Source organism: Enterobacter chinensis (assembly GCF_034008295.1).
Lineage (GTDB): Bacteria > Pseudomonadota > Gammaproteobacteria > Enterobacterales > Enterobacteriaceae > Enterobacter > Enterobacter chinensis.
The window spans coordinates 237303-263168 of the sequence record NZ_JARDVI010000005.1 but is presented as its reverse complement, the minus strand read 5'-3'; the positions used below and the strand labels follow the sequence as shown (position 1 = coordinate 263168).

The window sequence follows — 25866 nt, the reverse complement described above, 5'->3', positions numbered from 1 at the left end:
GCTTCGCTGGCTAACTGTTTATTTTTTGGGTCATACAATGTAATTGCGATGTCGTTAAGCTGCAATTTTAGTGTCACGAAAGTGTGCTGTTGTTAGGATTTGGTTTAGAAAATCGTTTTTATGAAGAAGGTCGCATCCTGACAAACGGACGCTGAGACGGTGGCAGGTGGGGAAAACGCTCGTTTAACGCCGCGGTGCAAGACTATCGCATTAAACGCGGCGTGTTGTGGCAGAAAATGGGGTGGATCAGGAGAGGAAATTAACGCCTTGTTTCAGCACCAGATCGCAGGCTTTGGTTTTCACCTGTTTTGCCAGAGAAGAGTTGCCGAGGGTGCTCAGGTTAAGCTGCTGGCCGTTTTGCGCGTTAAGCAGACCCTGAATGCCGTCCATATAGTTGGTATCCGCTTTCTGCTCCTGGGTATCCAGACCCAGTTTACCCAGCACCTGGTTTTTCACGTTTTGCGCGTCGGTTACGGAAGCCAGCTTTTGCTTCGCGCAATATTCCAGAATTCCCGCCGCGTTGTTCATCGTGCCCGCGCTCAGGCTCTGGCCGCTGTTGCCCAGCAGGCTGGTGAGGGAAGAGGCGGAGAGCCCACCCTGAGAGCTGCTTTCTTTGCTCAGCTCGTTTGCCGCGCTTGAAAGGGATTCCTGCCAGGATGCTGCTTGTGTTGCGCCGGTAATCAGCAGAACGCCTAAAAAGGTGCTGATAATAATCTGTTTTTTCATAATGGCTTTCTCAAAAAGGTCCGTTTTGGGGCGGAAGGGGTTCCAGTATATACCTGTGCCCGACCGGCGATTCCTGGAACTGTCTTAATACTCTTTGCCGGTGACGCGACTGCGGTAACTTTCCCAGTCGAAGATGACGTACAGACTGTTACCCAGCTTCATGCGGTCCATGACGCGTTCCCCCAGCAGGCGGGTCATCTCGTCGATATTGTGGTTCGTCAGCATGCCGGTGGGGCGTTTGGACGAGGAGCGGCGATCGACAATCTGGTTAATGATCACCTTTTCATAACGAGATTCCGTCTGAACGCCAATCTCATCAATGACCAGCAAATCCACATTACTCAGGTCGTTAAGCAGTTGCTCTTCGCTGGTTTCGCGGTTGCTGAAGGTGTCTTTCATGGCGGACATGATATCGGCCACGGTGATGATGAGGACCGATTTCCCGCGCAGAAGTAGTTCGTTGCAGATAGCGGCGGCAAGGTGGTTTTTACCGGTGCCCGGCTTGCCGCTAAAGATGAAGCTGGCGATGTTGCCGTCGAATTCATCGACGTACTGACGAGCGGCGGCGAGCGCGTTCATCTGCCCGTTGGTCTCAATTTTGTAGTTATCAAACGAGCAGTTCTGGTGCAGAGGACGAATACCGGAACGGTTGAAGGTGCGCTGCATTTTCATCGCCCGATTTTCGCGGGCGAGCGCGGCAGCGCGGATCTCTCCTTGCTCTTTTTGCCACGCCAGCAGCTCTTCCCCCGTCGTGAAAGCAGGCTTCACGTTGGCAGGCATCATTTTTTGCAGTCGTTTCATCAGGTCGCCGACGTTCTTCATTTCGCACCTCGGAATCCATTGGGGATCTGTTTATCCGGTTCGGAAAACGCGTTGATATCGCGTTTTGGCTGGCCGTTGTTGCCGGCGCGGGTGATTTGAAGATGACGCGCGAGCTTTTGCTGCCACTGAATGTGGGTGAAGACTTTACCTTCCGCCTGCCACCAGGCGGTAAACGCGGCGAGCTCTTCAGCGGTGGCCGGCTGAGTTAACGCAATGCCCCACAGCGCGGCCTGCCGCTGGAAATCTGCGTCCGGTTGCCAGCCCGCGTACAGGGCAAATTTTCCCATCGGCACGGTCACGGGGACGTTAACCGGTTCATCAAAGAACTGGTTATCCAGCGTGACATCGCTCGCCGGGCGCGACAATTGCGCTTCAATCTCCAGAAGCTGCGCCAGACGTTCCGGTGTGATTGCGTAAAACGCCGGAGCGTTGTCGGCAAAAACCGCAACTGTGCCACCTTCGGCGTGGGTCAACACACCGCGCGGGTCGCGCATAAAGGCATCAATACCAGCAATGCTGGTGGTCAGAATTCTGGAGGACATAACGCTTACTCTACTGATAACGACGGGCGTGATATGGGCTTATGGTAGCACAGAGAGGGGGAAGGGATGGAGGGGATTTCCCCGGTGGCGCTGCGCTTACCGGGGCACGGTCGTAGGCCTGATAAGCGCAGCGCCATCAGGCATTTATTACGCGATGATATTCAGGGTTACGTCGATGTTGCCGCGGGTTGCGTTAGAATACGGGCAAACGATATGTGCGGCATCCACCAGCTTTTTGGCTTCCACGGGATCCATACCTTCAACATGGATGTTCAGTTTGGCTTCAATACCAAAGCCGGTTGGCAGTGGACCAATACCCACTTCGCCTTCAATAAAGGCGTCTTTTGGCAGGGTAAATTTGTCGCGTGCGGCCACAAACTTCATCGCGCCCAGGAAGCAGGCAGAGTAGCCCGCAGCAAACAGCTGCTCAGGGTTAGTCACTTCTCCGCCCATGCCGCCCATCTCTTTTGGCACACCCAGTTTTACATCCAGTACACCATCGGAAGAGGTCGCGCGGCCATCACGGCCACCGGTTGCTTTTGCTTTGGCGGTATAAACAACTTTTTCTAAAGACATGGCAGGTTCCTCATCTTGCATTAAAGTGCGCTATTAAATAGCGTGCGATATATATGGTTAAATAAAGACGCGTAAAGTATAGCCTTACGCGCGCTGAATATGTTGTCGCAAAATCTCCAACTGCTGTTTAAGCGTGAGCAGAGTGTCGGTATCACACTGTGCTGCGCATCCCACCGCATGGGGGATACCTGCTGCCTGCTGCTGAAGTTCACGTCCCGCTTCGCTCAGGGTGACGGCAACCTGACGTTCATCCTTGCGCGAGCGCTGACGATTTATCAGCCCGGCGCTTTCCAGACGTTTCAGCAGCGGCGTCAGGGTTGCAGAATCCAGAAACAGCCGTTCACCGATGTCCGACACCGTGACGTCATCCTGCTCCCACAGCACCAGCATCACCAGATATTGCGGGTAGGTCAGGTTCAGCGGTGCCAGCAGTTGCCGGTACAGCTTATTAAGCGCCAGATTTGCCGAATAGAGGGCAAAGCAGAGCTGGTTATCCAGCTTGAGCGCAGCGGTTACGTCGTTTGTTTTCGCGTTCATGAGATGAATATAGATAGTGCACGATTTAATTGCAAGCAATTTTATGGGCAGGTATAACGCAGCGCCACCTGAACGGCCATTTTACGGTAATGCTGGCGCTGAGCCTGTTCATCTGCACCTTCTTCAAACAGCAGCGTAAAGGTGTAGCTGTTGGCAACGTAGTGAAAGCTGAAGCTGCTGATCAGACGATGAAGATCGCGGGCGTCGACCGTCTGGCTGAAGAGCTGTTTTTCTTTGCCCCGGCGCAGGATCTCCTCCAACAGGTCGAGCGCGCTGCGGTTGACCTGGCGGAGATAGCTCGACTGCTGCATAAAGCGGCCGCGCTGCATGTTTTCCATGCAAATAATGCGGATGTAGTCTGGATGGTCGGCATGATAGTCAAAGGTGGCCTCAACCAGATTGACCAGCGCTTCGACGGGCGGCATTCCCGACAGGCTGAGCGCTTTTTCACTGGCGCGAATCTGGGTGTAGACATGTTCCAGAACGAGGAGATAGAGATTCTCTTTATTCTTAAAATGGTAAACCACCATGCGCTTGGTGGTGCCCGCTTTCTCCGCGATCTGTTCCATGCGGGCACCGTTTAATCCATATTCGGCAAAAAGTGCGATAGCGCTCTGAAAAATTTTCTCTTTCAGGCTGGATTCTTCACTGTGCTCAGGGTGTTCGCTGCCAGGGTTAGCCACATCCTTTCCTTATTTTCACCAAACGGACCAGAAAGATTATCTCCATGGCAGCGAAATAACACAAATATCAAACGCGTGGGCGTTTACGGTACAGCCACAGCCCGGGGATCGACAGCCCGATGGAGAGCGCGCCGACAATGGACGAGGCCTTAAGAAAGTTGCTCAGGAGGAGGATCATCTGGGGCTCGGTGTAGCCAAAATGGCTGATTTTCACCGCAGATATCATAGCCGTATAGGCCGATATGCCCGGGAACATCGGGATCACAGCGGCGACGGTGAACACTTTGGGGTGCGCCAGGTAACAGCGCGACCATTGAATGCCGATACTGCCGACAAGCATAGAGGCCATAAATGTTGACCATTCGATGTTAAAACCCGCCGTCATCATGACCATTCGCGAGCCATGGCCTATCGCGCCCAGCAGTGCACACCATGGCAGAGCGCGTTGCGGAACGTTAAATACCATCGCAAAGCCGACGGCAGGAATGGCGGCCAGAAGCATGTCCTGCGCCAGTGCCAGCAGAAAATCTATCACGCCCATCCGCGTAACCCCCAGAGTGTCATAGCCATAACCACGCCGATGCAGGTCGCCAGCGTCAGCAGGCTGGCGATAGCCCAGCGTGCCAGACCGGTATTGATGTGCCCTTTAAACATGTCGGCGACGGCGTTGATCAACGGGAAACCCGGGACCAGCAGAAGCACGCTGGCGGCCATGGCAATCGTCGGGGTGTTGGCAAACTGTGGCAGGCGCAGCAGCAGGCCAGAAACCGTAGTGGCGACAAACGCGGTGATGCAGAAGTTAATTTGCGGGTGCAGCTGCCGGTGTGTCAGCAACTGACGAACATACATGGCGATGCTGCTGGCGAAAAAGGTGATGATTGCACCGTCCCAGCCGCCTTTATTGAGCTTACAAAAACAGGCGCACGATAGCCCCACCATCAGCACAACAAGCCAGCGCGGATAACGCAGTGGCTTAATTTGGTTGAACCGTTTTTCAATCTCATTGAGATCGAGAAGCTTATGTTCAGCAAGGATGACGATGTGCTGTACTTCGGTCACGACGTGCATGTTGATGCCGCGGTCATGGTTTTTGCGGGTGGAGGTCAGGCACTGACCGTCTTTGATCGTGGTCAGCACAATGGCGTTGGATGAGATGGCGCTTTCAACGCTATCCATACCCAGCGCCAGCCCCAGCCGGGTTGAAAGCTCCTCGACCAGCGCGCTCTCCGCGCCGTGCTGGAGCAGAAAAAGACCGCACTGAATACATAGCCGCGTGATAGCACGCTGCGTTGACCGATCTGCCTGCATGTATTGTCCTGAAGAAGAAGATGAATAGTTGCCGGTTAGCCCATAATGATTACTTTTAGCACAAAGTGCAGTGTCCCTTGCTGTGGGCCAGATCAAGGTTTATGCAAACAGTTGCAACCCCGTGTCGCGAAAGGGTTCTGGATTAATTTATCAACGCGGTGAATTGTTGATATGGGAATATAGAATATTTGTATGTAGTTATTCTAATTTTATATTGTCATTATTTTAACGGCGTCGGAATTAAATTTATTTGCGCTTTGTGAGATATTACCGCTGTTTTAGGCATTTCTTAAACTAAGTACATATCTCATCTTCTGCTTGTATTAATCAGTTTTACACTCAGGGACGAAAACACATATACATTGATGCGTTTTAACATTACTCATCATATGAAAAATGGACACGGAGGGTCTATGTTGTCATTGCATGGTAAGCATGGTGTTGTCATTAGCCGGATACCCGTCATGCAAAACGGGTTGGGGGGCGTGATGGCACGCCATTTCCCCGATATTGAACTGACCTATTGCCGTTCATTGCAGGAGTTAACCCTGCTTCAGCTACGCCGGGCAGATGTCATTATTGCCGATATTTCAGGTGAATACCGAAATCCTCGAGGCACGCTTGAAGAGTATTACGCGTTATTGAATCAATACCGGGAAATTCACTGGATCTTTTTAGTCTCGCGACCGCTTTACCCTATTGCAGTTGAGCTGCTTATGCGGCCGGAAAGCACGTTGCTTTCTGATATGGAGCCGATTGAAGGCGTGGTCAAGGCTATTCGGGCTGGTAGCGAGCGGGCAGAACGGATAAGCCAGACATTATTAACCCCGGAACCCCAGAGCGCGGAAGACGGAGACGAACCTTTTATCGCGCTCACGCACTCCGAACGCAAGGTATTACGTTTGTTAGGTAAGGGATGGGGGATTAACCAAATCGCCACATTGCTCAAGAAGAGCAATAAAACGATAAGTGCGCAGAAAAACAGTGCGATGCGTCGGCTGTCGTTACGGAGTAACGCCGATATGTACGCCTGGATCAACAGTACACAGGGAATGAGAGAGCTGAGTTTAATGTCAGCCTATGGAGAGTTCGAGGAATGGAAAAAACCGATTCAACAAGACATATCGCCATCGTCGAAAATTGCTCGATGAGTGCTGTTGGGTTACAGCATCTTTTTGCGATGTCCACCCTGAGCCAGTATCAACTGCATCTGTTTAGTGAATTTGACAGCTTTAAGAATGCACTTCATCACGTAAATTTTTTCTCGCTGATCTATTCACTTTCCGATGCGCGCGAGGAGCGCCGTAACTGCCTTGCGCACCTGCGTGACCTTGCGTTTACGCATGGTCATATTCAGCGCATCATACTGGTCTCTGACGAGATGGAAGCACGGCTTATTAGCCATCTTTCGCCTTCACGCTTGCACGGTGTGGTCAGTAAATCGGTGACGCTTGAGCATCTGCAGAAGGAGCTCATGGAGTTGCTGAGTGAAACGCTGCGCATTAATGACAATATGCTGAACCACTGGTACTGCAATCAAAACCGGATGTTAAGCCCAACGGAACGGGCAATTTTGCGTTATATGTCCTGCGGATATTCCATTCCTGAAATCGCGGCACAGCTTGAACGCAATATTAAGACCATCCGGGCACATAAGTTTAATGCGATGGTTAAGCTGGGGGTGAATTCTGACGTAGGGTTGCTTGATGCGGCGGATATTCTTACGCATCTTCCGGCAAGAGATCCGCAAAGTTTAGCACTCAGCAAGCCGACATTTTTATAACCTGCTTTTTGCGCGCCAGATGCACTCTGGCGCTTCAATCAGATGCAGACATCAACCCATTTTGCGGAAGTCAGCTCTGCCATTCTGTCAGGTGAAATACGCACGGCACTGTGGATTGCGCCTGCGGCAGGCAGCACTTCAGCGTACTGCTTTAAAGAGATATCGCAGTATACCGCGAGCGGGTTTTCCAGTCCGAACGGGCACACACCGCCAACGGGATGGCCGGTGATGGTAACCACTTCATCACTGCTGAGCATGCGCGCCTTCGCACCAAAGGTGTCTTTCAGCTTTTTGTTATCAAGACGCGCATCGCCTTTCGCCACCACCAGAATTACTTCATTTTTAACCTTCAGCGACAAGGTCTTGGCGATCTGTCCCGGTTCAACACGATGGGCGGCAGCAGCCAACGCAACGGTAGCGGTACTCTGGCTAAGCTCGATAACGTCTATATCCGGTGCGTTGTCGGCAAAAAACTGCTGTACAGACTGCAAACTCATTGTTTCCTCCTGACAAATATCCTGCGTAATCTGTCATAAGAATTTATGCTCTGTAAATATCTCTTAAGTAACAAATATCCTGGACGGCTGATTTCTGGATCCTCTTCACAATCACAGAAACCGGTTACAGTAACCGGTTGCAGAGCGTGGTGCGTAGATTAATACTGAGTACGTAACGTCCCCTGTATCCAATAATAAGAGCAAATTATGAAACCATTTCGTCTGAGCAGTACCGCGGGTACACAAGCCAGCAAGGTTGTGAAGTTGATTTATGGAACAACGTGCGGCGCAAATGTGCCGGTAACAAACGTCTGACAGGAGATCTGCCATGTCTGCCAACCATGCTGCGTTTAACCTGATATTCCGTTTTGTTGAAAATTACGTCAGTCCGATTGCCGGGCGGATCTCTTCCCAGCGTCACGTCATGGCCATCCGCGATGGATTCATCTCTGCGATGCCATTTATGATTGTGGGCTCATTTTTGTTAGTGTTTGCTTACCCTCCGTTTTCACCTGATACCACCTGGGGTTTCGCGCGCGCCTGGCTGGATATGGCGAAGCAATTTGAAGGCCAGATCCTGACGCCGTTTGATATGACGATGGGCATTATGTCCATTTATATTTGTGCGGCTATTGCGTATAACCTGGGTAAACACTATGTCAAATCGCATCAGCTAGATCCGTTTATGTGCGCCATGCTTTCGCTGATGGCGTTTCTGCTTGTCGCAGCCCCAAAAACAAAAGGCGCGCTTCCTGTCGACAGCCTGGGTGGGACGGGCATTTTCACTGCAATTCTGGTGGCCATTTACTGCGTTGAGATGATGCGTTTCCTCAAAGCGCATAACATCGGTATTCGCCTGCCGGACCAGGTCCCACCGATGATCAAAAACTCCTTTGATCTGCTGATCCCGGTGCTGGTGGTGGTATTGACGCTCTATCCGCTGAGCCTGGTTATTCAGTCGCAGTTTGGCATGCTGATCCCACAGGCGATTATGTCGGTCTTTAAACCCCTCGTTTCCGCAGCGGATTCACTGCCTGCGATTCTGCTGGCGGTGTTGATTGGTCATCTGCTGTGGTTCGCTGGGATCCACGGGGCGGCCATCGTCTCCGGAATGCTGCAAATGTTCTGGCTGACAAACCTGGGCGCTAACCAGACCGCGCTGGCCGCCAGCCAGCCTCTGCCGCATATCTTTATGGAAGCGTTCTGGACGTTCTTTATCGTGATTGGTGGGTCGGGCGCTACGATGGGGCTGGTGATTTGCTACCTGCGTAGCCGTTCAGCGCATTTACGCTCTATTGGGCGTTTGAGCGTTGTGCCCAGCTTCTTTAACATCAATGAACCTGTCATTTTTGGTACGCCGATTGTCATGAACCCGGTGTTCTTTATTCCCTTCCTGCTGGCTCCGATGGTTAACGCCGTGCTGGCCTGGGCGGCAATGACGTTTGATCTGATTGGCCGTGTCATCTCCGTCGTACCCTGGACGGCACCGGCTCCGATAGGCGCAGCGTGGGCCCTGGGTTGGGATTTCCGCGCGGCCATTCTGGTTGTGGTTCTGGCCTGCGTATCGGCGATCATCTACTACCCGTTCTTCAAAGTGTACGAGAAGCAGCTGCTGGAGCAGGAAGCGGAAGAAGCGCAGCGTAACGCGGAAGAGGAAAATCAACAGGTGGCCTAAACGCGTTGTGCCGGGTGGCGGCTGCGAACAGAGGTTTTGTAGGCCCGGTAAGCGAAGCGCCACCGGGCAATTTACTGCACTACTTCAGCGTGCAATCCCCGCACTGCTTAACGTCCGGCAGGCGATAGCGCTGGCAGCAGGTGCGGCGTACCAAAAGCCCGTCACGGAGTACGACGGTACGAAATAGTGGGTTGTCACGGCCATCGGAAAGCTGTTTTGCAAAGAAACAGGACTGACGCAGGGCATCAACGTTCTCATCACCGAGAAGCGGCTTCATTTCCGTGAGATACCAGTGGATTAAATAGCCGGTATTGCTCCAGATAAGCTTCCCGTTAATCTCTCCCGTCGCTTCTAGCGCCTCCACCACCGGCATCAGAGCATGAGTGATAAGCTGCTCCATACGTTCCTGGGCGGTAAGTCGCTCTGCGTTGTGGTCTTCGTGGAGATCAATCCAGAAACAGGCTGCACGCCCGGTTTCATGAAATTCGACGTGGAAATGCTCCGGCGAGAGTTTCAGCATGCTTTTTTGCGTTAACAGCGCCAGCATCAGAGGCGGCACCATCAGCCCGATATACCACTGCGCCCAGAGAGAGAGCAGGGGTTTATTTTCCCGGGTAAGGGCGGGCTGATTGCGATAGATATGGTCGGAATAGGTGGCCAGCAGCGATTGCAGTTTTGACGGTTGACGCCACTCTGAGAGTGTCATGGCGTGGTGCGGGTGCGCTTCATCAAGCCGGATAAAGTCCAGCAGGTGGGCACGCGTCTTTGCAATCTTATCCCGTATGGCATCCGCAAGCGAAGCATTCCCGCTGGTGAGGGGCGCTCGCCAGAGAAGGGGTTCAACGATGTGTGCGGTCTGCGTGGCCATAGTATAGATAGAAATCTAAATGATAATGATTGCCAATCCTAACTATTGCTCTTACCAATGGCAAGACTTTTGTCCTGGTGGCATTGCCGTGACGTTTATGTCGTCTGCAACTCTTCGCTTAACAGGATGTTATTGCGCCCCATATGCTTTGCTTCGTAGAGGGCTTTATCGGCTTTTTCCAGCGCGCCTTCTGCGTCTTCATCCTCGAAAATGGCAATACCTATGCTGATGGTGACATTTGTCGCGACGCTTTCGTTAAACAAATGCGGGATTTTCAAATCGTAGACTTTCTGACGGATACGTTCTGCCGTCTGGCGGGCATGCTCAAGGGAAATGTTGGTCAGCAGCACCATAAACTCTTCCCCGCCAAAGCGCGCCACGATATCGCGAGAACGCACGGCGTCGCGGATTGCCGCAGAGACGCGTTTCAATGCCTGGTCGCCCATCATATGGCCGTAATGGTCGTTATAGGCTTTGAAATGATCGATATCCATCAGCAGGACAAAATGCTCGCCATTTTCTACCGCCGGCAGGTTCTCCAGACGGCTTTGCAGACCGCGACGATTATAGAGCCCGGTAAGCGGGTCCATCATGCTGAGATCGGTAAGGGTTTCTCGTTCTTCCAGTAAGCGAGAGAGCAACTCCTGAGCGAAACGATCGTTACGTCTTTGCAAAATGTTATGAATAGCAATGGCTACAACAGGAAGTGCGAAAGAATAGGTCATTCTCAGCCATAGATCGTGATCGCTTAACCACAGGCAGACAATAAAGGTGGGCAATGAGTGCAGCGTAAATGCTTTGATATTACTGGCGAATGCCAGCGTTCCGATAAAAAGCACCGTTAATAGGGCGATTAACAAATACGTCGCATGATCGTGAGTAATTAAGGCGAATTTCGAGTCAATTTGCCACGCCCACAAAATACCGAAGATCCCTGAAACAACAGGAATATTTATCTTCCGCGCCCTCTTTCTCCAGTGCCAGACGAACAGGCCGGTACTGATGGAGAAAATAGCAATCAGCGGAGCAGATAACAGGCGTACAGAATTGAGCGGATTTGTTACCGAGAACACTGCCGAGGTTGCGTTCAGAAATAAAAATAAACGTAACGATAATTGATATTTTCTTTGAACCAAAGACCGCCAGGATTGTGATGTCATAGTCGTGCGTTTTTATTAAAATTTAATTAAAACAGATAAATAGGTGTTGTTTCGCAATAAAATATGCAAAAAACTCAAAGAGTAATTATCAGAAAAATTTTAGGTGTAGTTAACAGGTGAGCAATTTATCACCTTAGGCAATTCCTGTCATTACGGGAAAGGTAAAGGTCGATGGATTTTGATTCATTCAGCTGACAAATGATAATGCCTGTCATATGATATTGGTTATCATTATCGTTGTGAGAGGGCGGATCATGTTGAACAGGGCGCTGGGAAGTGGTTGGGGGGTATTGCTACCGGGAGCCATTCTCGGCGGTTTGATGTTTGCCGATCTCTCCCTTGAAATCTGGAAAGCCATTATTGTCTCAGGCCTGTTAGTCACGTCAGGCATGATTTGGCATAAGCAACTGCGCCATTTTGTTTTATTGCCGTCATGTGTAGCACTGGTCAGTGGAATTCTGGTGATACTAATGAGTTTGAAATAACAGGGAAAAGAAGATACTCAGAAGGGATGTAAGATAATTGGTGCGAGGGGGGGGACTCGAACCCCCACATCCTAAGGACACTAACACCTGAAGCTAGCGCGTCTACCAATTCCGCCACCTTCGCACAGTCATCTTACTATTTTTGATATCGCCTCGTTGGTGCGAGGGGGGGGACTCGAACCCCCACATCCGTAAGGACACTAACACCTGAAGCTAGCGCGTCTACCAATTCCGCCACCTTCGCCCAGTGCGAGCAATATCATTGTGATTTATGGTGCGAGGGGGGGGACTCGAACCCCCACATCCGTAAGGACACTAACACCTGAAGCTAGCGCGTCTACCAATTCCGCCACCTTCGCATACCATCGATACTGTAAAAGTATCGTAACCACGGAGGCGCATTCTAGATGTTTTCAGCTTTACGTCAACTGAAAAGTGCACACCTTTTATTGATTGCTGCAAAAATGGCCGGAACTGAGACACCTGCTTGCCGGATGGCGCTGGCGCTTATCCGGCCTACATTGCATGGCGAATTATTTCTTTGCCTGACGCGTCATCACGGTACGGTAGACCTTAAAGCGGCCGGTCTGGGCGATCACTTCGTGGAAGCCGAAGGTTTCGTCCAGCACTTTCGGGTACGCCAGGAAGGCGTTCGCGACAATACGCAGCTCGCCGCCGCTGTTAAGGTGACGGGTTGCGCCACGGATCAGCGCTTGCGCGGCTTCCAGGCTGGTCTCCATGCCGTCGTGGAACGGCGGGTTAGAGATAATCATGTCGAAGCGACCGGTAACATCTGAGAAGACGTTGCTGGCAATGACTTCGCCTTCAATGCCGTTTGCTGCAAGCGTTGCGCGGCTGGCTTCTACCGCCGGGGCGCTCACGTCACACAGGGTTAAACGAACTTTAGGTGAATGGCTGGCAAGCACGGTTGCCAGCACGCCCGCGCCACAGCCTACGTCCAGCACTTTGCCTTTGGTGTGCGGCGTCAGGGTGGAGAGCAGCAGCTTGCTACCTGTATCCAGCGCGTCACGGCTAAACACGCCCGGCAGGGTTTTGATGGTCAGGCCGTCAAGCTGGTACTCGTCCCAGTAAGCCTGTGGATCAAACGTTGTCTGTTTTTCCAGACGTCCATGGTACAGGCCACAGCGGCGGGCGCTGTCGACTTTGTTCAGCGGGGCGTAAGCTTCCAGCATCTGTTCTGCACTGCGCACGCCGCTGCGGTTCTCGCCCACCACGAAAATATCGCAGCCGACCGGCAGCAGGGAGAGCAGGTTCATCAGCTGGAACTGGGCTTCCGGTTTGTTCTTCGGCCAGTAGTAGATCAGCGTATCGCAGTCGGCAATATCGCTCTGCTCTGCCACCAGGCTAAAGCGCGCGCGCTCGCCCATCTGGCGGCTCAGCACCTGCCAGTGATGGTAGTATTGGGTGTGGGCACGGCTTTCAGCACAGTCGAAACGCGCAGGCAGGTCATCCTGCATATCTCCGGCAAACAGAATACGGCTTTCTTCGAAATCATCACTGTGACGCAGCAAGACTTCACTTGCCGGGGTAAATGCAGACATGAATTGTTCCTCAATAAACTCAGGCGGGGATTATAGTAGGTAGATGGCGCACTTTCGACACATTTGCTATATTTGCGCGCCTGAGAGACAGGAGTTTTCCCTATGACATCCCGACGAGACTGGCAATTACAGCAGCTGGGCATTACCCAGTGGGCTTTGCGTCGCCCGACGGCGTTGCAGGGCGAAATCGCCATCTCCATCCCTGCGCACGTTCGCCTGGTGATGGTGGCGGAAGAACTGCCTGCCCTGAATGAACCCCTGATCGGTGATGTCCTTCGCAGTCTGAAGCTGACGGCCGACCAGGTTTTACAGCTGACGCCGGAACGGGTCGCTATGCTTCCTCCTGATAGCCGCTGTAACAGCTGGCGTATCGGAGAGACAAACGAGATCCCCCTCCAGGGGAGCCAGATCTGCACGCCAGCGCTGGACGAACTGAAAGCCAACCCAAAAGCGCGTAGCGCGCTCTGGCAACAAATCTGCGAATATGAACACGATTTCTTCCCTCACGACGCCTGACCTGGCCACAGCGTTTGCGATTGAAACACGCGCCCATGCGTTTCCGTGGAGCGAAAAGACCTTTGCCAGCAATCAGGGCGAACGGTATCTGAACTACCGCCTGGACGTTGACGGCACCATGGCCGCCTTCGCGATTACGCAGGTTGTTCTTGATGAAGCGACGCTGTTTAATATCGCGGTTGACCCCGCATTTCAGCGCCGTGGGCTGGGAAGAGAACTGCTTGAGCACCTCATCCGTGAGCTCGAAACCCGTGACGTTTTCACCCTGTGGCTGGAGGTGCGCGCGTCGAATGCCGCCGCCATCGCGCTCTATGAAAGCTTAGGCTTTAACGAGGCGACAATCCGCCGTAACTACTACCCCACCGCAGAGGGACGTGAAGACGCCATTATTATGGCTCTGCCGATTGGATAACGAAAATAAGGTTGTAACGATGAAATGGGACTGGATTTTCTTTGATGCCGACGAAACGCTGTTTACGTTTGACTCGTTCGGTGGTCTACAGCGGATGTTTCTCGATTACAGTGTGACCTTCACCGCTGAGGATTTTCAGGACTATCAGGCGGTAAACAAGCCGCTGTGGGTGGATTACCAGAACGGTGCCATCACCGCGTTACAACTTCAGCACCAGCGCTTTGACGTCTGGGCGGAACGCTTAAAAGTGAGTCCGGGGGCGCTGAACGAGGCCTTTCTGAACGCCATGGCCGATATCTGTGCGCCACTGCCAGGTGCGGTTTCTCTGCTGAATGCGTTGAAAGGTAGGGTAAAACTAGGGATCATCACCAACGGTTTTACCGCTCTGCAGCAGATCCGCCTTGAGCGCACCGGCCTGCGCGATCATTTTGACGCGCTGGTGATCTCGGAAGAGGTCGGCGTGCCGAAGCCGGATCCGCGTATTTTCGATTATGCGCTGGCGCTGGCCGGCAATCCTGACCGCGATCGCGTACTGATGGTGGGTGATACCGCAGAGTCAGATATTCTGGGTGGCATGAATTCCGGTCTGTCGACCGTCTGGCTCAATGCGCATGGCCGCGTAAAGCCTGAAGGCATCGAGCCGACCTGGACCGTGACGTCGTTGAACGAACTGGAGCAACTCCTGTGTAAACAATGATTGCCTGCCCCCCGTTGATGGGTAAAATAGCCGCAATTTTGTATTCCATGATGCGTGGCGTGCTGCCGCGCTTATAAAAGAAGATTTAATTATGACGTTGTCTCCTTATCTGCAAGAGGTGGCCAAGCGCCGCACTTTTGCCATTATCTCGCACCCGGATGCCGGTAAAACGACCATCACCGAGAAGGTGTTACTGTTCGGACAGGCGATCCAGACTGCGGGTACCGTTAAAGGCCGTGGCTCCAGCCAGCATGCAAAATCTGACTGGATGGAGATGGAAAAGCAGCGTGGTATTTCGATTACCACCTCCGTGATGCAGTTCCCGTATCACGACTGCCTGGTGAACCTGCTGGACACCCCGGGCCACGAAGACTTCTCCGAAGATACCTACCGTACCCTGACGGCGGTTGACTGCTGTCTGATGGTGATCGACGCCGCGAAAGGTGTAGAAGACCGTACCCGTAAGCTGATGGAAGTCACCCGTCTGCGCGATACGCCGATCCTCACCTTCATGAACAAACTCGACCGTGACATCCGCGATCCGATGGAAGTCATGGACGAAGTGGAAAGCGAGCTGAAGATCGCCTGTGCGCCAATCACCTGGCCAATTGGCTGCGGTAAGCTATTCAAAGGGGTTTATCACCTTTATAAAGACGAAACCTATCTGTATCAGACCGGTAAAGGCCACACCATTCAGGAAGTCCGCGTGGTGAAAGGTCTGGATAACCCTGAGCTGGACGTTGCAGTAGGGGAAGAGCTGGCCGCACAGCTGCGTGACGAGCTGGAACTGGTGAAAGGCGCATCCCACGAGTTTGACAAAGAGCTGTTCCTGGCGGGTGAAATTACGCCGGTCTTCTTCGGTACCGCGCTGGGCAACTTTGGCGTAGACCATATGCTCGATGGCCTGGTGGAATGGGCGCCGCGCCCGATGCCGCGTAAAACCGATACCCGTGAAGTGGAAGCGCAGGAAGAGAAATTCACCGGCTTCGTCTTTAAAATTCAGGCCAACATGGACCCGAAACACCGCGACCGCGTGGCCTTTATGCGCGTGGTGTCCGGTAAATATGAAAAGGGCATGAAGCTTCGCCAGGTGCGTATCGGTAAAGATGTGGTGATCTCCGACGCGCTGACCTTTATGGCGGGTGACCGTTCGCACGTTGAAGAGGCGTATCCGGGCGACATCATCGGTCTGCACAACCACGGTACGATTCAGATCGGCGATACTTTCACCCAGGGTGAAATGATGAAGTTCACCGGTATTCCGAACTTCGCGCCGGAACTGTTCCGTCGTATTCGTCTGCGCGATCCGCTGAAGCAGAAACAGCTGCTGAAAGGCCTGGTCCAGCTCTCTGAAGAGGGCGCGGTGCAGGTGTTCCGCCCAATCGCGAACAACGACCTGATCGTGGGGGCCGTTGGGGTGCTGCAGTTTGACGTGGTCGTCGCGCGTCTGAAGAGCGAATACAACGTGGAAGCGATTTATGAGTCTGTAAACGTCGCGACCGCGCGCTGGGTTGAGTGTTCTGACGTGAAGAAATTCGAAGAATTTAAGCGTAAGAACGAAATTCAGCTGGCGCTGGATGGCGGTGATAACCTCACTTATATTGCGCCAACCATGGTCAACCTCAACCTGACGCAGGAACGTTATCCAGACGTTCAGTTCCGCAAAACGCGCGAACACTAATCCCCTCTCAGAGCACGGCACTCGCCGTGCTCTTCTTTAATTCCTGTCTTATTAATCCCTTGCGGAATGTTCTTAATTCACTGCATTTTCGCGCTTTTTGCTCGTTTTTTACCCGAATCTGAAAGCGGCTCTGTGAGAGTGATCTATATTTAACTCAGTGTTTAGCACCGGGTGTGGATAAATTAACTGCTCAATGCATGACTTTAGGTTATCCATTTCGCCTGTGTGTTTATTCGCGATATATATAACTACTAAGGAAGTATGTAGCCCGAATAACGGGTCAACACAGGAATAGATCGATGAATATGACAAGACTGAAGATTTCGAAAACTCTGCTGGCTGTAACTCTGGGTAGCGTTCTGGTTAGCGGTTCCGCACTGGCGGAAAGCAGCACCATGGATAAAGCACAGTCCACGGCCGATAACGCAGGGCAAAAAATCGATAGCTCTATGAATAAAGTCGGCAACTTCATGGATGACAGCTCAATCACAGCAAAAGTGAAAGCCGCATTGGTGGATGATGAAGCCATCAAGAGCACCGATATTTCCGTTAAGACCGACAAGAAAGTCGTCACGCTGAGCGGCTTTGTTGAAAGCCAGGCTCAGGCCGAACAGGCGGTGAAAGTGGCGAAAGGCGTCGAAGGTGTTGCCTCCGTGAGCGATAAGCTGCACGTGCGTGACAGCAAAAACGCGTCGGTGAAAGGTTATGCCGGTGATGCCGCTACGACCAGTGAAATCAAAGCTAAACTTTTAGCAGATGACATCGTGCCATCCCGTAAGGTGAAAGTAGAAACCACCGATGGTGTGGTTCAGCTTTCCGGTACGGTAGATTCGCAGGCGCAAAGTGAACGTGCCGAGTCCATCGCGAAAGCGATTGATGGTGTGAAAAGCGTTAAAAACGATCTGAAAACGAAGTAAATCTGGACCATTCGCCCGTCTGGCTAACACCTGCGGGCGAAATAAGAACGACTCTGGAAAAACGCCGGTGAGTGACCTGAGCGCTCACGTTTAGCGGCCGACATTAACTATGGTAAAGGAGAAGCTTATGTTTCGTTGGGGCATTATATTTCTGGTTATCGCGTTAATTGCCGCCGCATTAGGCTTTGGTGGACTGGCAGGTACAGCGGCATGGGCAGCTAAAATTGTCTTCGTTGTGGGTATTATTCTGTTCCTGGTCAGCCTGTTTACGGGACGTCGACGTCCGTAGCAAACGCAATATTCCTTCAACAAAAAAAAGCCAGTCACTGCGACTGGCTTTTTCTTATTTGCGTTGCAGGTCGGGTGCGTTACTGTGGTGACAGAAAATAATCAAAACAGGAAAGCAGAGGTGGGGCAACGAATTCCCGTTACGCTCGGCAATATTGCGCCGCTGACGTTAAAACCGTTTCGCGCAGGTCAACTCGCGCTGGTCTGCGAAGGCGGTGGACAGCGCGGCATTTTCACCGCAGGCGTGCTGGATGAATTTATGCGTGCGCAGTTCAACCCGTTTGACCTGTACTTCGGCACGTCTGCCGGGGCGCAGAACCTCTCTGCCTACGTCTGTAACCAGCCCGGCTACGCGCGAAAGGTCATTATGCGCTACACCACGGCGAAAGAGTTTTTTAACCCGGTGCGCTTTGTGCGCGGCGGCAACCTGATCGATCTCGACTGGCTGCTGGAGTCGACCTCCAGCCAGATGCCGCTTGCCATGGACACCGCCGCCCGTTTGTTTGATAGCGGCAAAGAGTTCTGGATGTGCGCCAGCCGGGGTGATGATTATTCGCCGGGCTATTTTTCTCCTCAGAAGGAGAACTGGCTGGACATCATCCGCGCCTCCAGCGCGATCCCCGGCTTTTATCGTACCGGCGCTCTGCTGGACGGCATTAGCTATCTGGACGGGGGGATCAGTGACGCGGTACCGGTGCAGGAAGCCGCCCGGCGCGGGGCGAAAACCATTGTGGTGATCCGTACCGTACCGTCGCAAATGTATTACACCCCGCAGTGGTTTAAACGGATGGAGCGCTGGCTGGGCGACAGTAGCCTGCAGCCGCTGGTGAACATCGCAAAGCAGCATGAAACGACCTACGGCGCGATGCAGCGCTTCATTGAAAAACCGCCGGGTAAGCTGCGTATTTTTGAAATCTACCCACCTAAGCCGCTGCTGAGCATGGCGCTGGGCAGTCGCGTTCCTGCGTTGCGCATGGATTACAAAACGGGGCGGCTGTGCGGACGTTACTTCCTGGCGACGGTGGGAAAAATGCTGGCGGAGCAACCGCCGCTTCATCGGCATAAACGCATTATTATGCCGCCTGCGATTGTCGCCAACGACGCCCTGACGATGCCGCTAGTGGACATCCCGCAGGCGAATGACGCTTTATTAGATAATGAGGATCTGGCGTGACGCACCGCTTTATCGATACCCACTGCCACTTTGATTTCCCGCCGTTTACGGGGGATGAAGAGCAAAGCATTGCGAAAGCGGCTGAAGCAGGCGTTCAGGCCATCATTGTGCCGTCAGTTGAAGCGGCTTATTTTTCCCGCGTGCTGGCGCTTTCCAGGCGGCACTCCGCGCTCTATGCCGCGATCGGCCTGCATCCGATTGTAATTGAGCGGCATCTTGATGAGCATGTTGAGAAGCTCGATGAGGTACTGCAGACCGCAGGAGACAAACTTATCGCCATCGGTGAGATCGGCCTCGATCTTTACCGTGAGGATCCGCAGTTTGAGCGCCAGCAGACGATCCTTGACGCGCAGCTCAGGCTGGCGAAGCGTCACGATCTGCCAGTGATACTCCACTCAAGACGCACGCACGATAAGCTGGCTATGCACCTGAAGCGCATCGAACTGCCGCGTAAAGGCGTGGTGCACGGCTTCTCCGGCAGCCTGCAGCAGGCGCAGCGTTTTATTGAACTGGGCTATAAAATCGGCGTTGGTGGAACTATCACCTACCCGCGAGCCAGTAAAACCCGGGACGTAATGGCACAGCTACCGCTGTCGGCGCTGCTGCTGGAAACCGACGCGCCGGATATGCCGCTGAATGGTTTTCAGGGGCAGCCGAATCGCCCGGAGCAGGCGGCGCGCGTGTTTACCTCCCTGTGTGAACTGCGAAAAGAGCCTGAAGAGGTCATTGCCGATGCGCTGCTGGAGAATACCCGTTCGATATTTGGCATCACGCTATAGGTAAAGCCCCGGACGGATCACCGTTATCTTCTGTTTTTCCAGCGCCCGGGCCAGCGGTTCAACGTCCTCTGGCGTGGCGCTGCGCCATGATGCCGCCTCACCGTAAACGCCATGCGCATGAAACGCGTTGATGCGCACCGGCACATTTCCAAGCCCGCGGATAAACGTCGTCAGCGGTTTGAGGTGCTCCAGATAATCACACTGCTCCGGAATGACCAGCAAGCGGAGTTCCGTCAAACGGTGACGAGCTGCCAGCCAGCGGATGCTCTGCTTAATCTGCGGGTTTTCACGTCCGGTGAGGAAACGATGATGCTCGTTCCCCCATGCCTTCAGATCCAGCATCGCGCCATCCAGTACCGGCAGCAGCTTTTGCCAGCCGGTTTCGCTTAACAGACCATTGCTGTCGACCAGGCAGGTCAGATGACGCAGGGCGGGATCCGCTTTGATCGCCGCGAACAGGGCAATCAAAAACGGCAGTTGCGTTGTGGCTTCACCACCGCTTACGGTGATCCCTTCAATAAATGGCGCTGCTTTGCGGATCTGCGCAAGGATCTCTTCCACGCTGAAGCGGTGCGCCATAGGCGTTGCCTGCTGCTGGCACAGGTGCAGACAGGTATCGCACTGCTGACAATGACTTTCCTGCCACCAGACGCATCCGGCCTGAATGATCAGCGCGTCGTGCGGGCAGTGGATCACGCACTCCCCGCAGTCGTTGCAACGGCCGATCGTCCACGGGTTGTGGCAGGTTTTACAGCGCAGGTTGCAGCCCTGCAGGAACAGCGCCAGGCGGCTGCCCGGCCCGTCCACGCAGGAAAAAGGAATGACCTGACTAACTAAAGCGCATCTGCTGTTCATGGCTTATCACGCGCGGCTGACGTTCCAGAATACGGGTATTGCGTGCGGCCTCTTCACCCAGCCACGTGGTGTTAGTTCTCGAACCCGCTTCCCGGTATTTTTCCAGATCCGATAATCGCACCATATACCCGGTCACGCGGACCAGATCGTTACCTGCTACGTTGGCCGTAAATTCCCGCATACCCGCCCTGAAGGCGCCAAGGCAAAGCTGTACCACCGCCTGGGGATTGCGTTTTACCGTCTCATCAAGCGTCAATATGTCGCTTATGCCGGAAGTGTAGTGCTTATGGTGAGGGGCCACGGCCAGCAGGTGGCTTATCGGATCCGGCTCGTCGCCGTAGGGCAGACGCGCGCCCGGCGTGGTACCCGAATCAGAGCTGATCCCCGACTGCGCGTGGAGCATCGCGCGATGCTTCCAGCCGTGCTTCACTGGCGTGTTTTCGACAAACGCCGCAAGCTCTTCGCTGATGCGATAGCCCAGCGCGTTGGCCTGCTCATCTTTACCGTAGCGTCCCGCTATTCCTGCTTTCGCACAGAGCGCGTTTACCGCTTCCGCCAGGCCGTACAGGCCAAACATCGGCACAAACCGATCGGCATCAATCAGCCCCTCTTTTACCAGGAAGCTATTCTCAAAGAAGCAGGATTGTTGATACAGAAAATCACAGCGGGCATCGATGATGGCAATTTGCTGTTGGCAGTAGTACGGAAGCGTGCGGGTGAAGAAGTCGTCGATGGAAGTGCTGTGTTCGGCAATGGCTTTAAGGTTAAGGCGCACCAGGGTGCTGCCACCGCCTGCCAGCGGCAGGGAGTTGTAACAACTCACCACGCCATAACGCCCTTTTGTGAAAATTTTATCATTCATCGGGCCATTAGAAATATGCGGTTTGCTGCATTCGCATATGTTTTTGGCCACCTCAAGCAGCAAATCTTCCGGTGTGATTTCGGGATCGTAAATAAAAGTTAGATTCGGTGCGACCTGCTTCAGCTCTGCATCTGCGCGCAATATTGCGCGCGTGATGGGGGTATCTTCCGGCCCAATATTGGCATGCATAAAAGCATCCGGCAGCGTACGGTCGAGATAGCGCCAGAAACGTTTTACTCGGCTATCGATCTCTTCTTGTGTTAGAATTCTAACATACGGTTGCAGTAGAGAATCAAGATGACCGAGATAGACCGGCATCGATGTGACGGACGGAACATGATGGTACAGAATGGTTAACAGCGAGAGGGCATCATCCAGATCTTTAGCGCCTTCCAGCTCCAGCCATTCTGAACCGTTAGCCAGAAATTTTGCGTAATCCGGCAGAACGTAACGAGGTTTGTAGGGCGCGTGGCCTTCGAACATGTCGCAGATAAATCCCTCGTCCAGCGCGGCACGTGCAGCCTCAGGAAGGGCCGGATAAGGCAGATTGTTTTCCGCTTCCAGCGCCAGAAAATGACGTTTTTGTTCCGGGGTTAACACCGGGCTTGTCACAATGTGCTGGCAACGTTGTTGCAGGGCTTCGGGGCTGGAGTGGGGCATGTTCGCTTCCTTGATTGTTCTGCGGATGATGAACGGATTGTAGGAAGGCAGCCTGTCGGGGCTTTTGATCCGACAGGGGTAATCGCTGCTTTAGTCGGCGATTTGCGCTCTAAAGTTTGAAGAAGATCGCATTACAGTAATGCAAATTTGTATGCAGTTTTCATTAACTGTGATGAATGTCGAAGTGTGTATGCGGGTGGATGTTAGAATACTCACAGACCCGCAAGGTAAAATTGATACGGCACTGCCGTTGGAGAATGTTATGACCGATTTAACTGCAAGCAGCCTGCGCGCGTTGAAACTGATGGACCTGACTACCCTGAACGATGACGACACCAATGAAAAAGTCATCGCCCTGTGCCATCAGGCGAAAACGCCCGTCGGTAACACCGCCGCCATCTGTATCTACCCGCGTTTTATCCCGATTGCCCGTAAAACTCTGAAAGAGCAGGGCACCCCGGAGGTACGCATTGCAACCGTGACTAACTTCCCGCACGGCAACGACGATATCGAGATTGCGCTGGCGGAAACCCGCGCGGCGATTGCTTACGGTGCAGACGAAGTGGACGTGGTATTCCCGTACCGCGCGCTGATCGCTGGCAACGAGCAGGTTGGTTTTGACCTGGTGAAAGCCTGTAAAGACGCCTGCGCGGCGGCAAACGTGCTGCTGAAAGTGATCATCGAAACCGGCGAGCTGAAAGAAGAGGCGCTGATTCGTAAGGCGTCTGAAATCTCCATCAAAGCCGGTGCGGATTTCATTAAAACCTCTACCGGTAAAGTGCCGGTGAATGCGACCCCGGAAAGCGCGCGCATCATGATGGAAGTCATTCGTGATATGGGCGTGTCCAAAACGGTTGGTTTCAAACCTGCGGGTGGCGTGCGTACCGCTGAAGACGCGCAGCAGTTCCTGGCTATTGCCGACGAACTGTTTGGTGCCGACTGGGCGGATTCCCGTCACTACCGCTTTGGCGCATCCAGCCTGCTGGCCAGCCTGCTGAAAGCGCTGGGTCACGGCGACGGTAAGAGCGCAAGCAGCTACTAAGTTTGAATTGCCGGGTGGCGCTACGCTTACCCGGCCTACCGGATCGTAGGGCGGGTAAGCGTAGTGCCACCCGCCACAACTCCCCCGATTCCGCATGGAGGTTACCGTGTTTCTCGCACAAGAAATTATTCGTAAAAAACGTGATGGTCATGCATTAAGCGACGAAGAGATCCGCTTCTTCATCAACGGCATTCGTGATAACACCGTCTCAGAAGGGCAAATTGCGGCTCTGGCGATGACCATTTTCTTCCACGATATGTCGATGCCTGAGCGCGTGTCGCTGACCATGGCGATGCGAGATTCAGGAACCGTTCTGGACTGGAAGAGCCTCAACCTTAACGGCCCGATTGTGGATAAACACTCCACCGGCGGCGTGGGCGACGTGACGTCTCTGATGCTTGGCCCAATGGTGGCAGCCTGTGGCGGTTACATCCCGATGATCTCCGGGCGCGGCCTGGGCCACACCGGCGGTACGCTCGACAAACTGGAAGCCATTCCGGGCTTCGATATCTTCCCGGATGACAACCGCTTCCGCGACATTATTAAAGATGTTGGTGTGGCGATTATCGGCCAGACCAGCTCTCTTGCTCCGGCAGACAAGCGTTTCTACGCGACCCGCGATATCACCGCAACCGTTGACTCCATCCCGCTGATCACTGCCTCTATCCTGGCGAAGAAACTGGCAGAAGGGCTGGACGCGCTGGTGATGGACGTGAAGGTGGGCAGCGGCGCGTTTATGCCGACCTATGAACTTTCTGCTGCGCTTGCCGAAGCGATCGTTGGCGTCTCCAACGGCGCGGGCGTGCGCACCACCGCATTGCTCACCGACATGAACCAGGTGCTGGCCTCCAGCGCCGGTAACGCGGTTGAAGTGCGTGAGGCGGTACAGTTCCTCACAGGTGAATACCGTAACCCGCGTCTGTTCGACGTTACCATGGCGCTGTGCGTTGAGATGTTAATCTCCGGCAAGCTTGCCAAAGACGACGCTGACGCCCGTGCGAAACTGCAGGCCGTGCTGGACAACGGCAAAGCGGCGGAAATCTTTGGCCGTATGGTTGCGGCGCAGAAAGGCCCGACCGATTTCGTCGAAAATTATGCGAAATATCTGCCGACCGCGACGCTCAGCAAAGCGGTGTATGCCGATAGCGAAGGTTTTGTCTCCGCGATGGACACCCGTGCCCTCGGCATGGCGGTGGTCTCGATGGGCGGCGGCCGTCGTCAGGCGTCAGACACCATTGATTACAGCGTCGGCTTTACCGATATGGCCCGTCTGGGCGACAGCGTTGACGGTCAGCGTCCGCTGGCGGTGATCCACGCTAAAGACGAAGCCAGCTGGCAGGAAGCGGCGAAAGCGGTGAAAGCGGCCATTGCGCTTGATGATAAAGCGCCGGAAACCACACCGACTGTCTATCGCCGTATCACCGAATAGCGGTATACTGATCTGATCGATAATTTTTGAAGCACTACGTACGGAGAACAATTATGAAACGTGCATTTATTATGGTGCTGGACTCATTCGGCATCGGCGCAACCGAAGATGCAGAACGTTTTGGTGACGTGGGTTCCGATACCATGGGTCACATCGCAGAAGCCTGTGCGAAAGGCGAAGCGGACAACGGTCGTAAAGGCCCTCTGACTCTACCCAACCTGACCCGCCTCGGTCTGGTGAAAGCGCATGAAGGTTCTACCGGTAAAATTGCAGCCGGTATGGACGGCAACGCGGAAGTGGTGGGTGCCTACGGCTGGGCTCACGAGCTCTCATCCGGTAAAGACACTCCGTCAGGCCACTGGGAAATCGCTGGTGTGCCGGTACTGTTCGACTGGGGCTACTTCTCCGATCACCAGAACAGCTTCCCGCAGGAGCTGCTGGATAAGCTGGTTAAGCGTGCCAACCTGCCGGGTTACCTCGGTAACTGCCACTCTTCCGGTACCGTGATTCTGGATGAGCTCGGCGAAGAGCACATGAAAACCGGCAAGCCGATTTTCTACACCTCTGCTGACTCCGTGTTCCAGATTGCCTGCCACGAAGAGACTTACGGCCTGGATAAACTCTACGAACTGTGCGAAATCGCCCGTGAAGAGCTGACCGAAGGCGGCTACAACATTGGCCGCGTTATCGCGCGTCCATTTATCGGCGACAAAGCGGGTAACTTCCAGCGTACCGGTAACCGTCACGACCTGGCCGTTGAGCCGCCGGCACCTACCGTGCTGCAGAAGCTGGTTGAAGAGAAAGACGGTCACGTGGTTTCCGTGGGCAAAATCGCGGATATCTACGCTAACTGCGGCATCACCAAAAAAGTGAAAGCCACCGGTCTGGATGCGCTGTTCGATGCCACCATCAAAGAGATGAAAGAAGCGGGCGACAAGACCATTGTCTTCACCAACTTCGTGGACTTCGACTCCTCCTGGGGCCACCGTCGCGACGTCGCGGGCTATGCGGCCGGTCTGGAACTGTTTGACCGCCGTCTGCCAGAGCTGATGGAGCTGGTGGGTGAAGATGACATTCTGATCCTGACCGCGGACCACGGCTGTGACCCAACCTGGACCGGTACCGACCACACCCGTGAGCACATTCCGGTGCTGGTGTACGGCCCGAAAGTGAAACCGGGCTCGCTGGGTCACCGTGAAACCTTCGCGGACATCGGCCAGACTATCGCGAAATACTTTGGTACGTCTGACATGGAATATGGCAAGGCCATGTTCTGAGGTCATTGCCCGGTGGCGCTTCGCTTACCGGGCCTACGGTTTTGTAGGCCGGG

Annotated in this window: 29 protein-coding genes and 3 tRNA genes; 15 read left to right on the top strand and 17 right to left on the bottom strand. The window is 53.7% G+C overall.

Annotated features, from left to right (window positions below):
- Positions 1-246: 246 nt before the first annotated feature.
- The 8 genes from PYW49_RS16345 to PYW49_RS16310 all read right to left on the bottom strand — a co-directional run bounded on the left by PYW49_RS16345 (position 247) and on the right by PYW49_RS16310 (position 5194).
- Entirely contained in the window at positions 247-726 is a 480-nt protein-coding gene (locus tag PYW49_RS16345; protein ID WP_134349572.1) for a DUF2501 domain-containing protein, read from the bottom strand.
- Positions 727-810: 84 nt separating this feature from the next.
- Positions 811-1548, bottom strand: a complete 738-nt coding sequence (dnaC, locus tag PYW49_RS16340; RefSeq protein ID WP_013095461.1) for a DNA replication protein DnaC — start codon at positions 1546-1548, stop codon at positions 811-813.
- Positions 1545-2090 carry a primosomal protein DnaT gene (dnaT, locus tag PYW49_RS16335; protein ID WP_134349573.1) on the bottom strand — a complete coding sequence of 182 codons (546 nt, stop codon included), beginning with the start codon at positions 2088-2090 and terminating at the stop codon, positions 1545-1547. Before dnaT ends, dnaC begins: the two co-directional genes overlap by 4 nt.
- Before the next feature lie 147 nt (positions 2091-2237).
- Positions 2238-2666, bottom strand: a complete 429-nt coding sequence (locus PYW49_RS16330; RefSeq protein WP_196367087.1) for an organic hydroperoxide resistance protein — start codon at positions 2664-2666, stop codon at positions 2238-2240.
- 84 nt (positions 2667-2750) lie between these two features.
- The gene (locus PYW49_RS16325; RefSeq protein WP_134349574.1) at positions 2751-3203 is read right to left on the bottom strand and encodes a MarR family winged helix-turn-helix transcriptional regulator; all 453 of its coding nucleotides are present in this window, start codon (positions 3201-3203) and stop codon (positions 2751-2753) included.
- 41 nt (positions 3204-3244) lie between these two features.
- Complete coding sequence (locus PYW49_RS16320) at positions 3245-3886, bottom strand: TetR family transcriptional regulator (RefSeq protein ID WP_134349575.1); 642 nt, start codon at positions 3884-3886, stop codon at positions 3245-3247.
- A gap of 67 nt (positions 3887-3953) precedes the next feature.
- Entirely contained in the window at positions 3954-4427 is a 474-nt protein-coding gene (locus PYW49_RS16315; RefSeq protein ID WP_320386965.1) for a threonine/serine exporter, read from the bottom strand.
- On the bottom strand, positions 4418-5194 hold the full coding sequence (locus tag PYW49_RS16310; protein ID WP_134349576.1) for a threonine/serine exporter family protein: 777 nt from the start codon (positions 5192-5194) through the stop codon (positions 4418-4420). The genes PYW49_RS16315 and PYW49_RS16310 overlap by 10 nt, the downstream gene beginning before the upstream one ends.
- Before the next feature lie 413 nt (positions 5195-5607).
- On the opposite strand from PYW49_RS16310, the gene PYW49_RS16305 reads away from it, so the two are divergent.
- Positions 5608-6345, top strand: a complete 738-nt coding sequence (locus PYW49_RS16305) for a helix-turn-helix transcriptional regulator (RefSeq protein ID WP_134349577.1) — start codon at positions 5608-5610, stop codon at positions 6343-6345.
- Positions 6342-6977, top strand: coding sequence for a DNA-binding transcriptional activator BglJ (bglJ, locus tag PYW49_RS16300; protein WP_134349742.1), 636 nt, complete (start codon positions 6342-6344; stop codon positions 6975-6977). Before PYW49_RS16305 ends, bglJ begins: the two co-directional genes overlap by 4 nt.
- 38 nt (positions 6978-7015) lie before the next feature.
- On the opposite strand, the gene PYW49_RS16295 is transcribed toward bglJ, so the two are convergent.
- The gene (locus PYW49_RS16295; protein WP_008502085.1) at positions 7016-7474 is read right to left on the bottom strand and encodes a YbaK/EbsC family protein; all 459 of its coding nucleotides are present in this window, start codon (positions 7472-7474) and stop codon (positions 7016-7018) included.
- Positions 7475-7802: 328 nt separating this feature from the next.
- Between PYW49_RS16295 and PYW49_RS16290 the strand changes: the two genes are divergently transcribed.
- Positions 7803-9149, top strand: a complete 1347-nt coding sequence (locus PYW49_RS16290) for a PTS transporter subunit EIIC (RefSeq protein ID WP_320386964.1) — start codon at positions 7803-7805, stop codon at positions 9147-9149.
- A gap of 79 nt (positions 9150-9228) precedes the next feature.
- Here the strand turns inward: PYW49_RS16290 and fhuF are convergent, their stop codons facing one another.
- Entirely contained in the window at positions 9229-10017 is a 789-nt protein-coding gene (gene fhuF / locus PYW49_RS16285) for a siderophore-iron reductase FhuF (protein WP_134349579.1), read from the bottom strand.
- Positions 10018-10112: 95 nt separating this feature from the next.
- Complete coding sequence (locus tag PYW49_RS16280) at positions 10113-11177, bottom strand: GGDEF domain-containing protein (protein ID WP_320386963.1); 1065 nt, start codon at positions 11175-11177, stop codon at positions 10113-10115.
- Positions 11178-11392: 215 nt separating this feature from the next.
- Here PYW49_RS16280 and PYW49_RS16275 point away from each other — a divergent pair, with 215 nt between their 5' ends.
- A complete protein-coding gene (locus PYW49_RS16275) occupies positions 11393-11662 on the top strand; it encodes a DUF1435 domain-containing protein (protein ID WP_166790952.1) in 270 nt (89 codons plus the stop codon).
- A 38-nt stretch (positions 11663-11700) separates the two neighbouring features.
- Here PYW49_RS16275 and PYW49_RS16270 read toward each other — a convergent pair.
- The 4 genes from PYW49_RS16270 to rsmC form a co-directional block, all read right to left on the bottom strand.
- Positions 11701-11786 (bottom strand) — tRNA-Leu (locus PYW49_RS16270).
- 33 nt (positions 11787-11819) lie between these two features.
- Positions 11820-11906: transfer RNA gene (locus PYW49_RS16265), tRNA-Leu, on the bottom strand.
- 28 nt (positions 11907-11934) lie between these two features.
- Positions 11935-12021: transfer RNA gene (locus PYW49_RS16260), tRNA-Leu, on the bottom strand.
- 174 nt (positions 12022-12195) lie between these two features.
- Positions 12196-13224, bottom strand: coding sequence for a 16S rRNA (guanine(1207)-N(2))-methyltransferase RsmC (rsmC, locus tag PYW49_RS16255; RefSeq protein WP_320386962.1), 1029 nt, complete (start codon positions 13222-13224; stop codon positions 12196-12198).
- A 102-nt stretch (positions 13225-13326) separates the two neighbouring features.
- On the opposite strand from rsmC, the gene PYW49_RS16250 reads away from it, so the two are divergent.
- The 8 genes from PYW49_RS16250 to PYW49_RS16215 all read left to right on the top strand — a co-directional run bounded on the left by PYW49_RS16250 (position 13327) and on the right by PYW49_RS16215 (position 19688).
- On the top strand, positions 13327-13740 hold the full coding sequence (locus tag PYW49_RS16250) for a DNA polymerase III subunit psi (RefSeq protein ID WP_028016588.1): 414 nt from the start codon (positions 13327-13329) through the stop codon (positions 13738-13740).
- Positions 13709-14152: a ribosomal protein S18-alanine N-acetyltransferase gene (rimI, locus tag PYW49_RS16245; protein WP_134349583.1), complete on the top strand. Its 444-nt coding sequence runs from the start codon at positions 13709-13711 to the stop codon at positions 14150-14152. Before PYW49_RS16250 ends, rimI begins: the two co-directional genes overlap by 32 nt.
- Positions 14153-14171: 19 nt before the next feature.
- On the top strand, positions 14172-14849 hold the full coding sequence (gene yjjG, locus PYW49_RS16240) for a pyrimidine 5'-nucleotidase (RefSeq protein WP_320386961.1): 678 nt from the start codon (positions 14172-14174) through the stop codon (positions 14847-14849).
- Positions 14850-14940: 91 nt separating this feature from the next.
- Positions 14941-16530: a peptide chain release factor 3 gene (gene prfC / locus PYW49_RS16235; protein ID WP_134349585.1), complete on the top strand. Its 1590-nt coding sequence runs from the start codon at positions 14941-14943 to the stop codon at positions 16528-16530.
- A 299-nt stretch (positions 16531-16829) separates the two neighbouring features.
- Positions 16830-17447, top strand: a complete 618-nt coding sequence (osmY, locus tag PYW49_RS16230) for a molecular chaperone OsmY (protein ID WP_134349586.1) — start codon at positions 16830-16832, stop codon at positions 17445-17447.
- 127 nt (positions 17448-17574) lie between these two features.
- Positions 17575-17736: a DUF1328 domain-containing protein gene (locus tag PYW49_RS16225; RefSeq protein ID WP_003856556.1), complete on the top strand. Its 162-nt coding sequence runs from the start codon at positions 17575-17577 to the stop codon at positions 17734-17736.
- A 120-nt stretch (positions 17737-17856) separates the two neighbouring features.
- The gene (locus PYW49_RS16220; RefSeq protein WP_134349587.1) at positions 17857-18909 is read left to right on the top strand and encodes a patatin-like phospholipase family protein; all 1053 of its coding nucleotides are present in this window, start codon (positions 17857-17859) and stop codon (positions 18907-18909) included.
- Entirely contained in the window at positions 18906-19688 is a 783-nt protein-coding gene (locus PYW49_RS16215) for a TatD family hydrolase (protein WP_320386960.1), read from the top strand. Before PYW49_RS16220 ends, PYW49_RS16215 begins: the two co-directional genes overlap by 4 nt.
- On the opposite strand, the gene PYW49_RS16210 is transcribed toward PYW49_RS16215, so the two are convergent.
- Positions 19683-20543 (bottom strand): YjjW family glycine radical enzyme activase, encoded by an 861-nt coding sequence (locus tag PYW49_RS16210; RefSeq protein WP_320386959.1) that lies wholly within the window; start codon positions 20541-20543, stop codon positions 19683-19685. The two genes, PYW49_RS16215 and PYW49_RS16210, sit on opposite strands and share 6 nt — an antisense overlap.
- On the bottom strand, positions 20518-22065 hold the full coding sequence (locus tag PYW49_RS16205) for a YjjI family glycine radical enzyme (protein WP_320386958.1): 1548 nt from the start codon (positions 22063-22065) through the stop codon (positions 20518-20520). The genes PYW49_RS16210 and PYW49_RS16205 overlap by 26 nt, the downstream gene beginning before the upstream one ends.
- 262 nt (positions 22066-22327) lie before the next feature.
- Here PYW49_RS16205 and deoC point away from each other — a divergent pair, with 262 nt between their 5' ends.
- The 3 genes from deoC to deoB all read left to right on the top strand — a co-directional run bounded on the left by deoC (position 22328) and on the right by deoB (position 25813).
- Positions 22328-23107, top strand: a complete 780-nt coding sequence (gene deoC / locus PYW49_RS16200; RefSeq protein ID WP_208110473.1) for a deoxyribose-phosphate aldolase — start codon at positions 22328-22330, stop codon at positions 23105-23107.
- Positions 23108-23213: 106 nt separating this feature from the next.
- Complete coding sequence (gene deoA, locus PYW49_RS16195; RefSeq protein ID WP_134349591.1) at positions 23214-24536, top strand: thymidine phosphorylase; 1323 nt, start codon at positions 23214-23216, stop codon at positions 24534-24536.
- A 53-nt stretch (positions 24537-24589) separates the two neighbouring features.
- On the top strand, positions 24590-25813 hold the full coding sequence (gene deoB / locus PYW49_RS16190) for a phosphopentomutase (RefSeq protein WP_134349592.1): 1224 nt from the start codon (positions 24590-24592) through the stop codon (positions 25811-25813).
- Positions 25814-25866 lie beyond the last annotated feature (53 nt).

Coding starts and splice junctions, on each gene's coding strand:
- dnaT (WP_134349573.1), bottom strand. CDS start 2,090: ATGTCCTCCAGAATTCTGACCACCAGCATTGCTGGTATTGATGCCTTT.
- deoC (WP_208110473.1), top strand. CDS start 22,328: ATGACCGATTTAACTGCAAGCAGCCTGCGCGCGTTGAAACTGATGGAC.
- PYW49_RS16345 (WP_134349572.1), bottom strand. CDS start 726: ATGAAAAAACAGATTATTATCAGCACCTTTTTAGGCGTTCTGCTGATT.
- PYW49_RS16205 (WP_320386958.1), bottom strand. CDS start 22,065: ATGCCCCACTCCAGCCCCGAAGCCCTGCAACAACGTTGCCAGCACATT.
- osmY (WP_134349586.1), top strand. CDS start 16,830: ATGAATATGACAAGACTGAAGATTTCGAAAACTCTGCTGGCTGTAACT.
- rimI (WP_134349583.1), top strand. CDS start 13,709: ATGAACACGATTTCTTCCCTCACGACGCCTGACCTGGCCACAGCGTTT.
- PYW49_RS16305 (WP_134349577.1), top strand. CDS start 5,608: ATGTTGTCATTGCATGGTAAGCATGGTGTTGTCATTAGCCGGATACCC.
- PYW49_RS16225 (WP_003856556.1), top strand. CDS start 17,575: ATGTTTCGTTGGGGCATTATATTTCTGGTTATCGCGTTAATTGCCGCC.
- prfC (WP_134349585.1), top strand. CDS start 14,941: ATGACGTTGTCTCCTTATCTGCAAGAGGTGGCCAAGCGCCGCACTTTT.
- deoB (WP_134349592.1), top strand. CDS start 24,590: ATGAAACGTGCATTTATTATGGTGCTGGACTCATTCGGCATCGGCGCA.
- PYW49_RS16280 (WP_320386963.1), bottom strand. CDS start 11,177: ATGACATCACAATCCTGGCGGTCTTTGGTTCAAAGAAAATATCAATTA.
- PYW49_RS16250 (WP_028016588.1), top strand. CDS start 13,327: ATGACATCCCGACGAGACTGGCAATTACAGCAGCTGGGCATTACCCAG.
- PYW49_RS16330 (WP_196367087.1), bottom strand. CDS start 2,666: ATGTCTTTAGAAAAAGTTGTTTATACCGCCAAAGCAAAAGCAACCGGT.
- PYW49_RS16325 (WP_134349574.1), bottom strand. CDS start 3,203: ATGAACGCGAAAACAAACGACGTAACCGCTGCGCTCAAGCTGGATAAC.
- rsmC (WP_320386962.1), bottom strand. CDS start 13,224: ATGTCTGCATTTACCCCGGCAAGTGAAGTCTTGCTGCGTCACAGTGAT.
- PYW49_RS16210 (WP_320386959.1), bottom strand. CDS start 20,543: ATGAACAGCAGATGCGCTTTAGTTAGTCAGGTCATTCCTTTTTCCTGC.
- PYW49_RS16290 (WP_320386964.1), top strand. CDS start 7,803: ATGTCTGCCAACCATGCTGCGTTTAACCTGATATTCCGTTTTGTTGAA.
- fhuF (WP_134349579.1), bottom strand. CDS start 10,017: ATGGCCACGCAGACCGCACACATCGTTGAACCCCTTCTCTGGCGAGCG.
- PYW49_RS16295 (WP_008502085.1), bottom strand. CDS start 7,474: ATGAGTTTGCAGTCTGTACAGCAGTTTTTTGCCGACAACGCACCGGAT.
- PYW49_RS16310 (WP_134349576.1), bottom strand. CDS start 5,194: ATGCAGGCAGATCGGTCAACGCAGCGTGCTATCACGCGGCTATGTATT.
- PYW49_RS16275 (WP_166790952.1), top strand. CDS start 11,393: ATGATATTGGTTATCATTATCGTTGTGAGAGGGCGGATCATGTTGAAC.
- bglJ (WP_134349742.1), top strand. CDS start 6,342: ATGAGTGCTGTTGGGTTACAGCATCTTTTTGCGATGTCCACCCTGAGC.
- dnaC (WP_013095461.1), bottom strand. CDS start 1,548: ATGAAGAACGTCGGCGACCTGATGAAACGACTGCAAAAAATGATGCCT.
- yjjG (WP_320386961.1), top strand. CDS start 14,172: ATGAAATGGGACTGGATTTTCTTTGATGCCGACGAAACGCTGTTTACG.
- PYW49_RS16315 (WP_320386965.1), bottom strand. CDS start 4,427: ATGGGCGTGATAGATTTTCTGCTGGCACTGGCGCAGGACATGCTTCTG.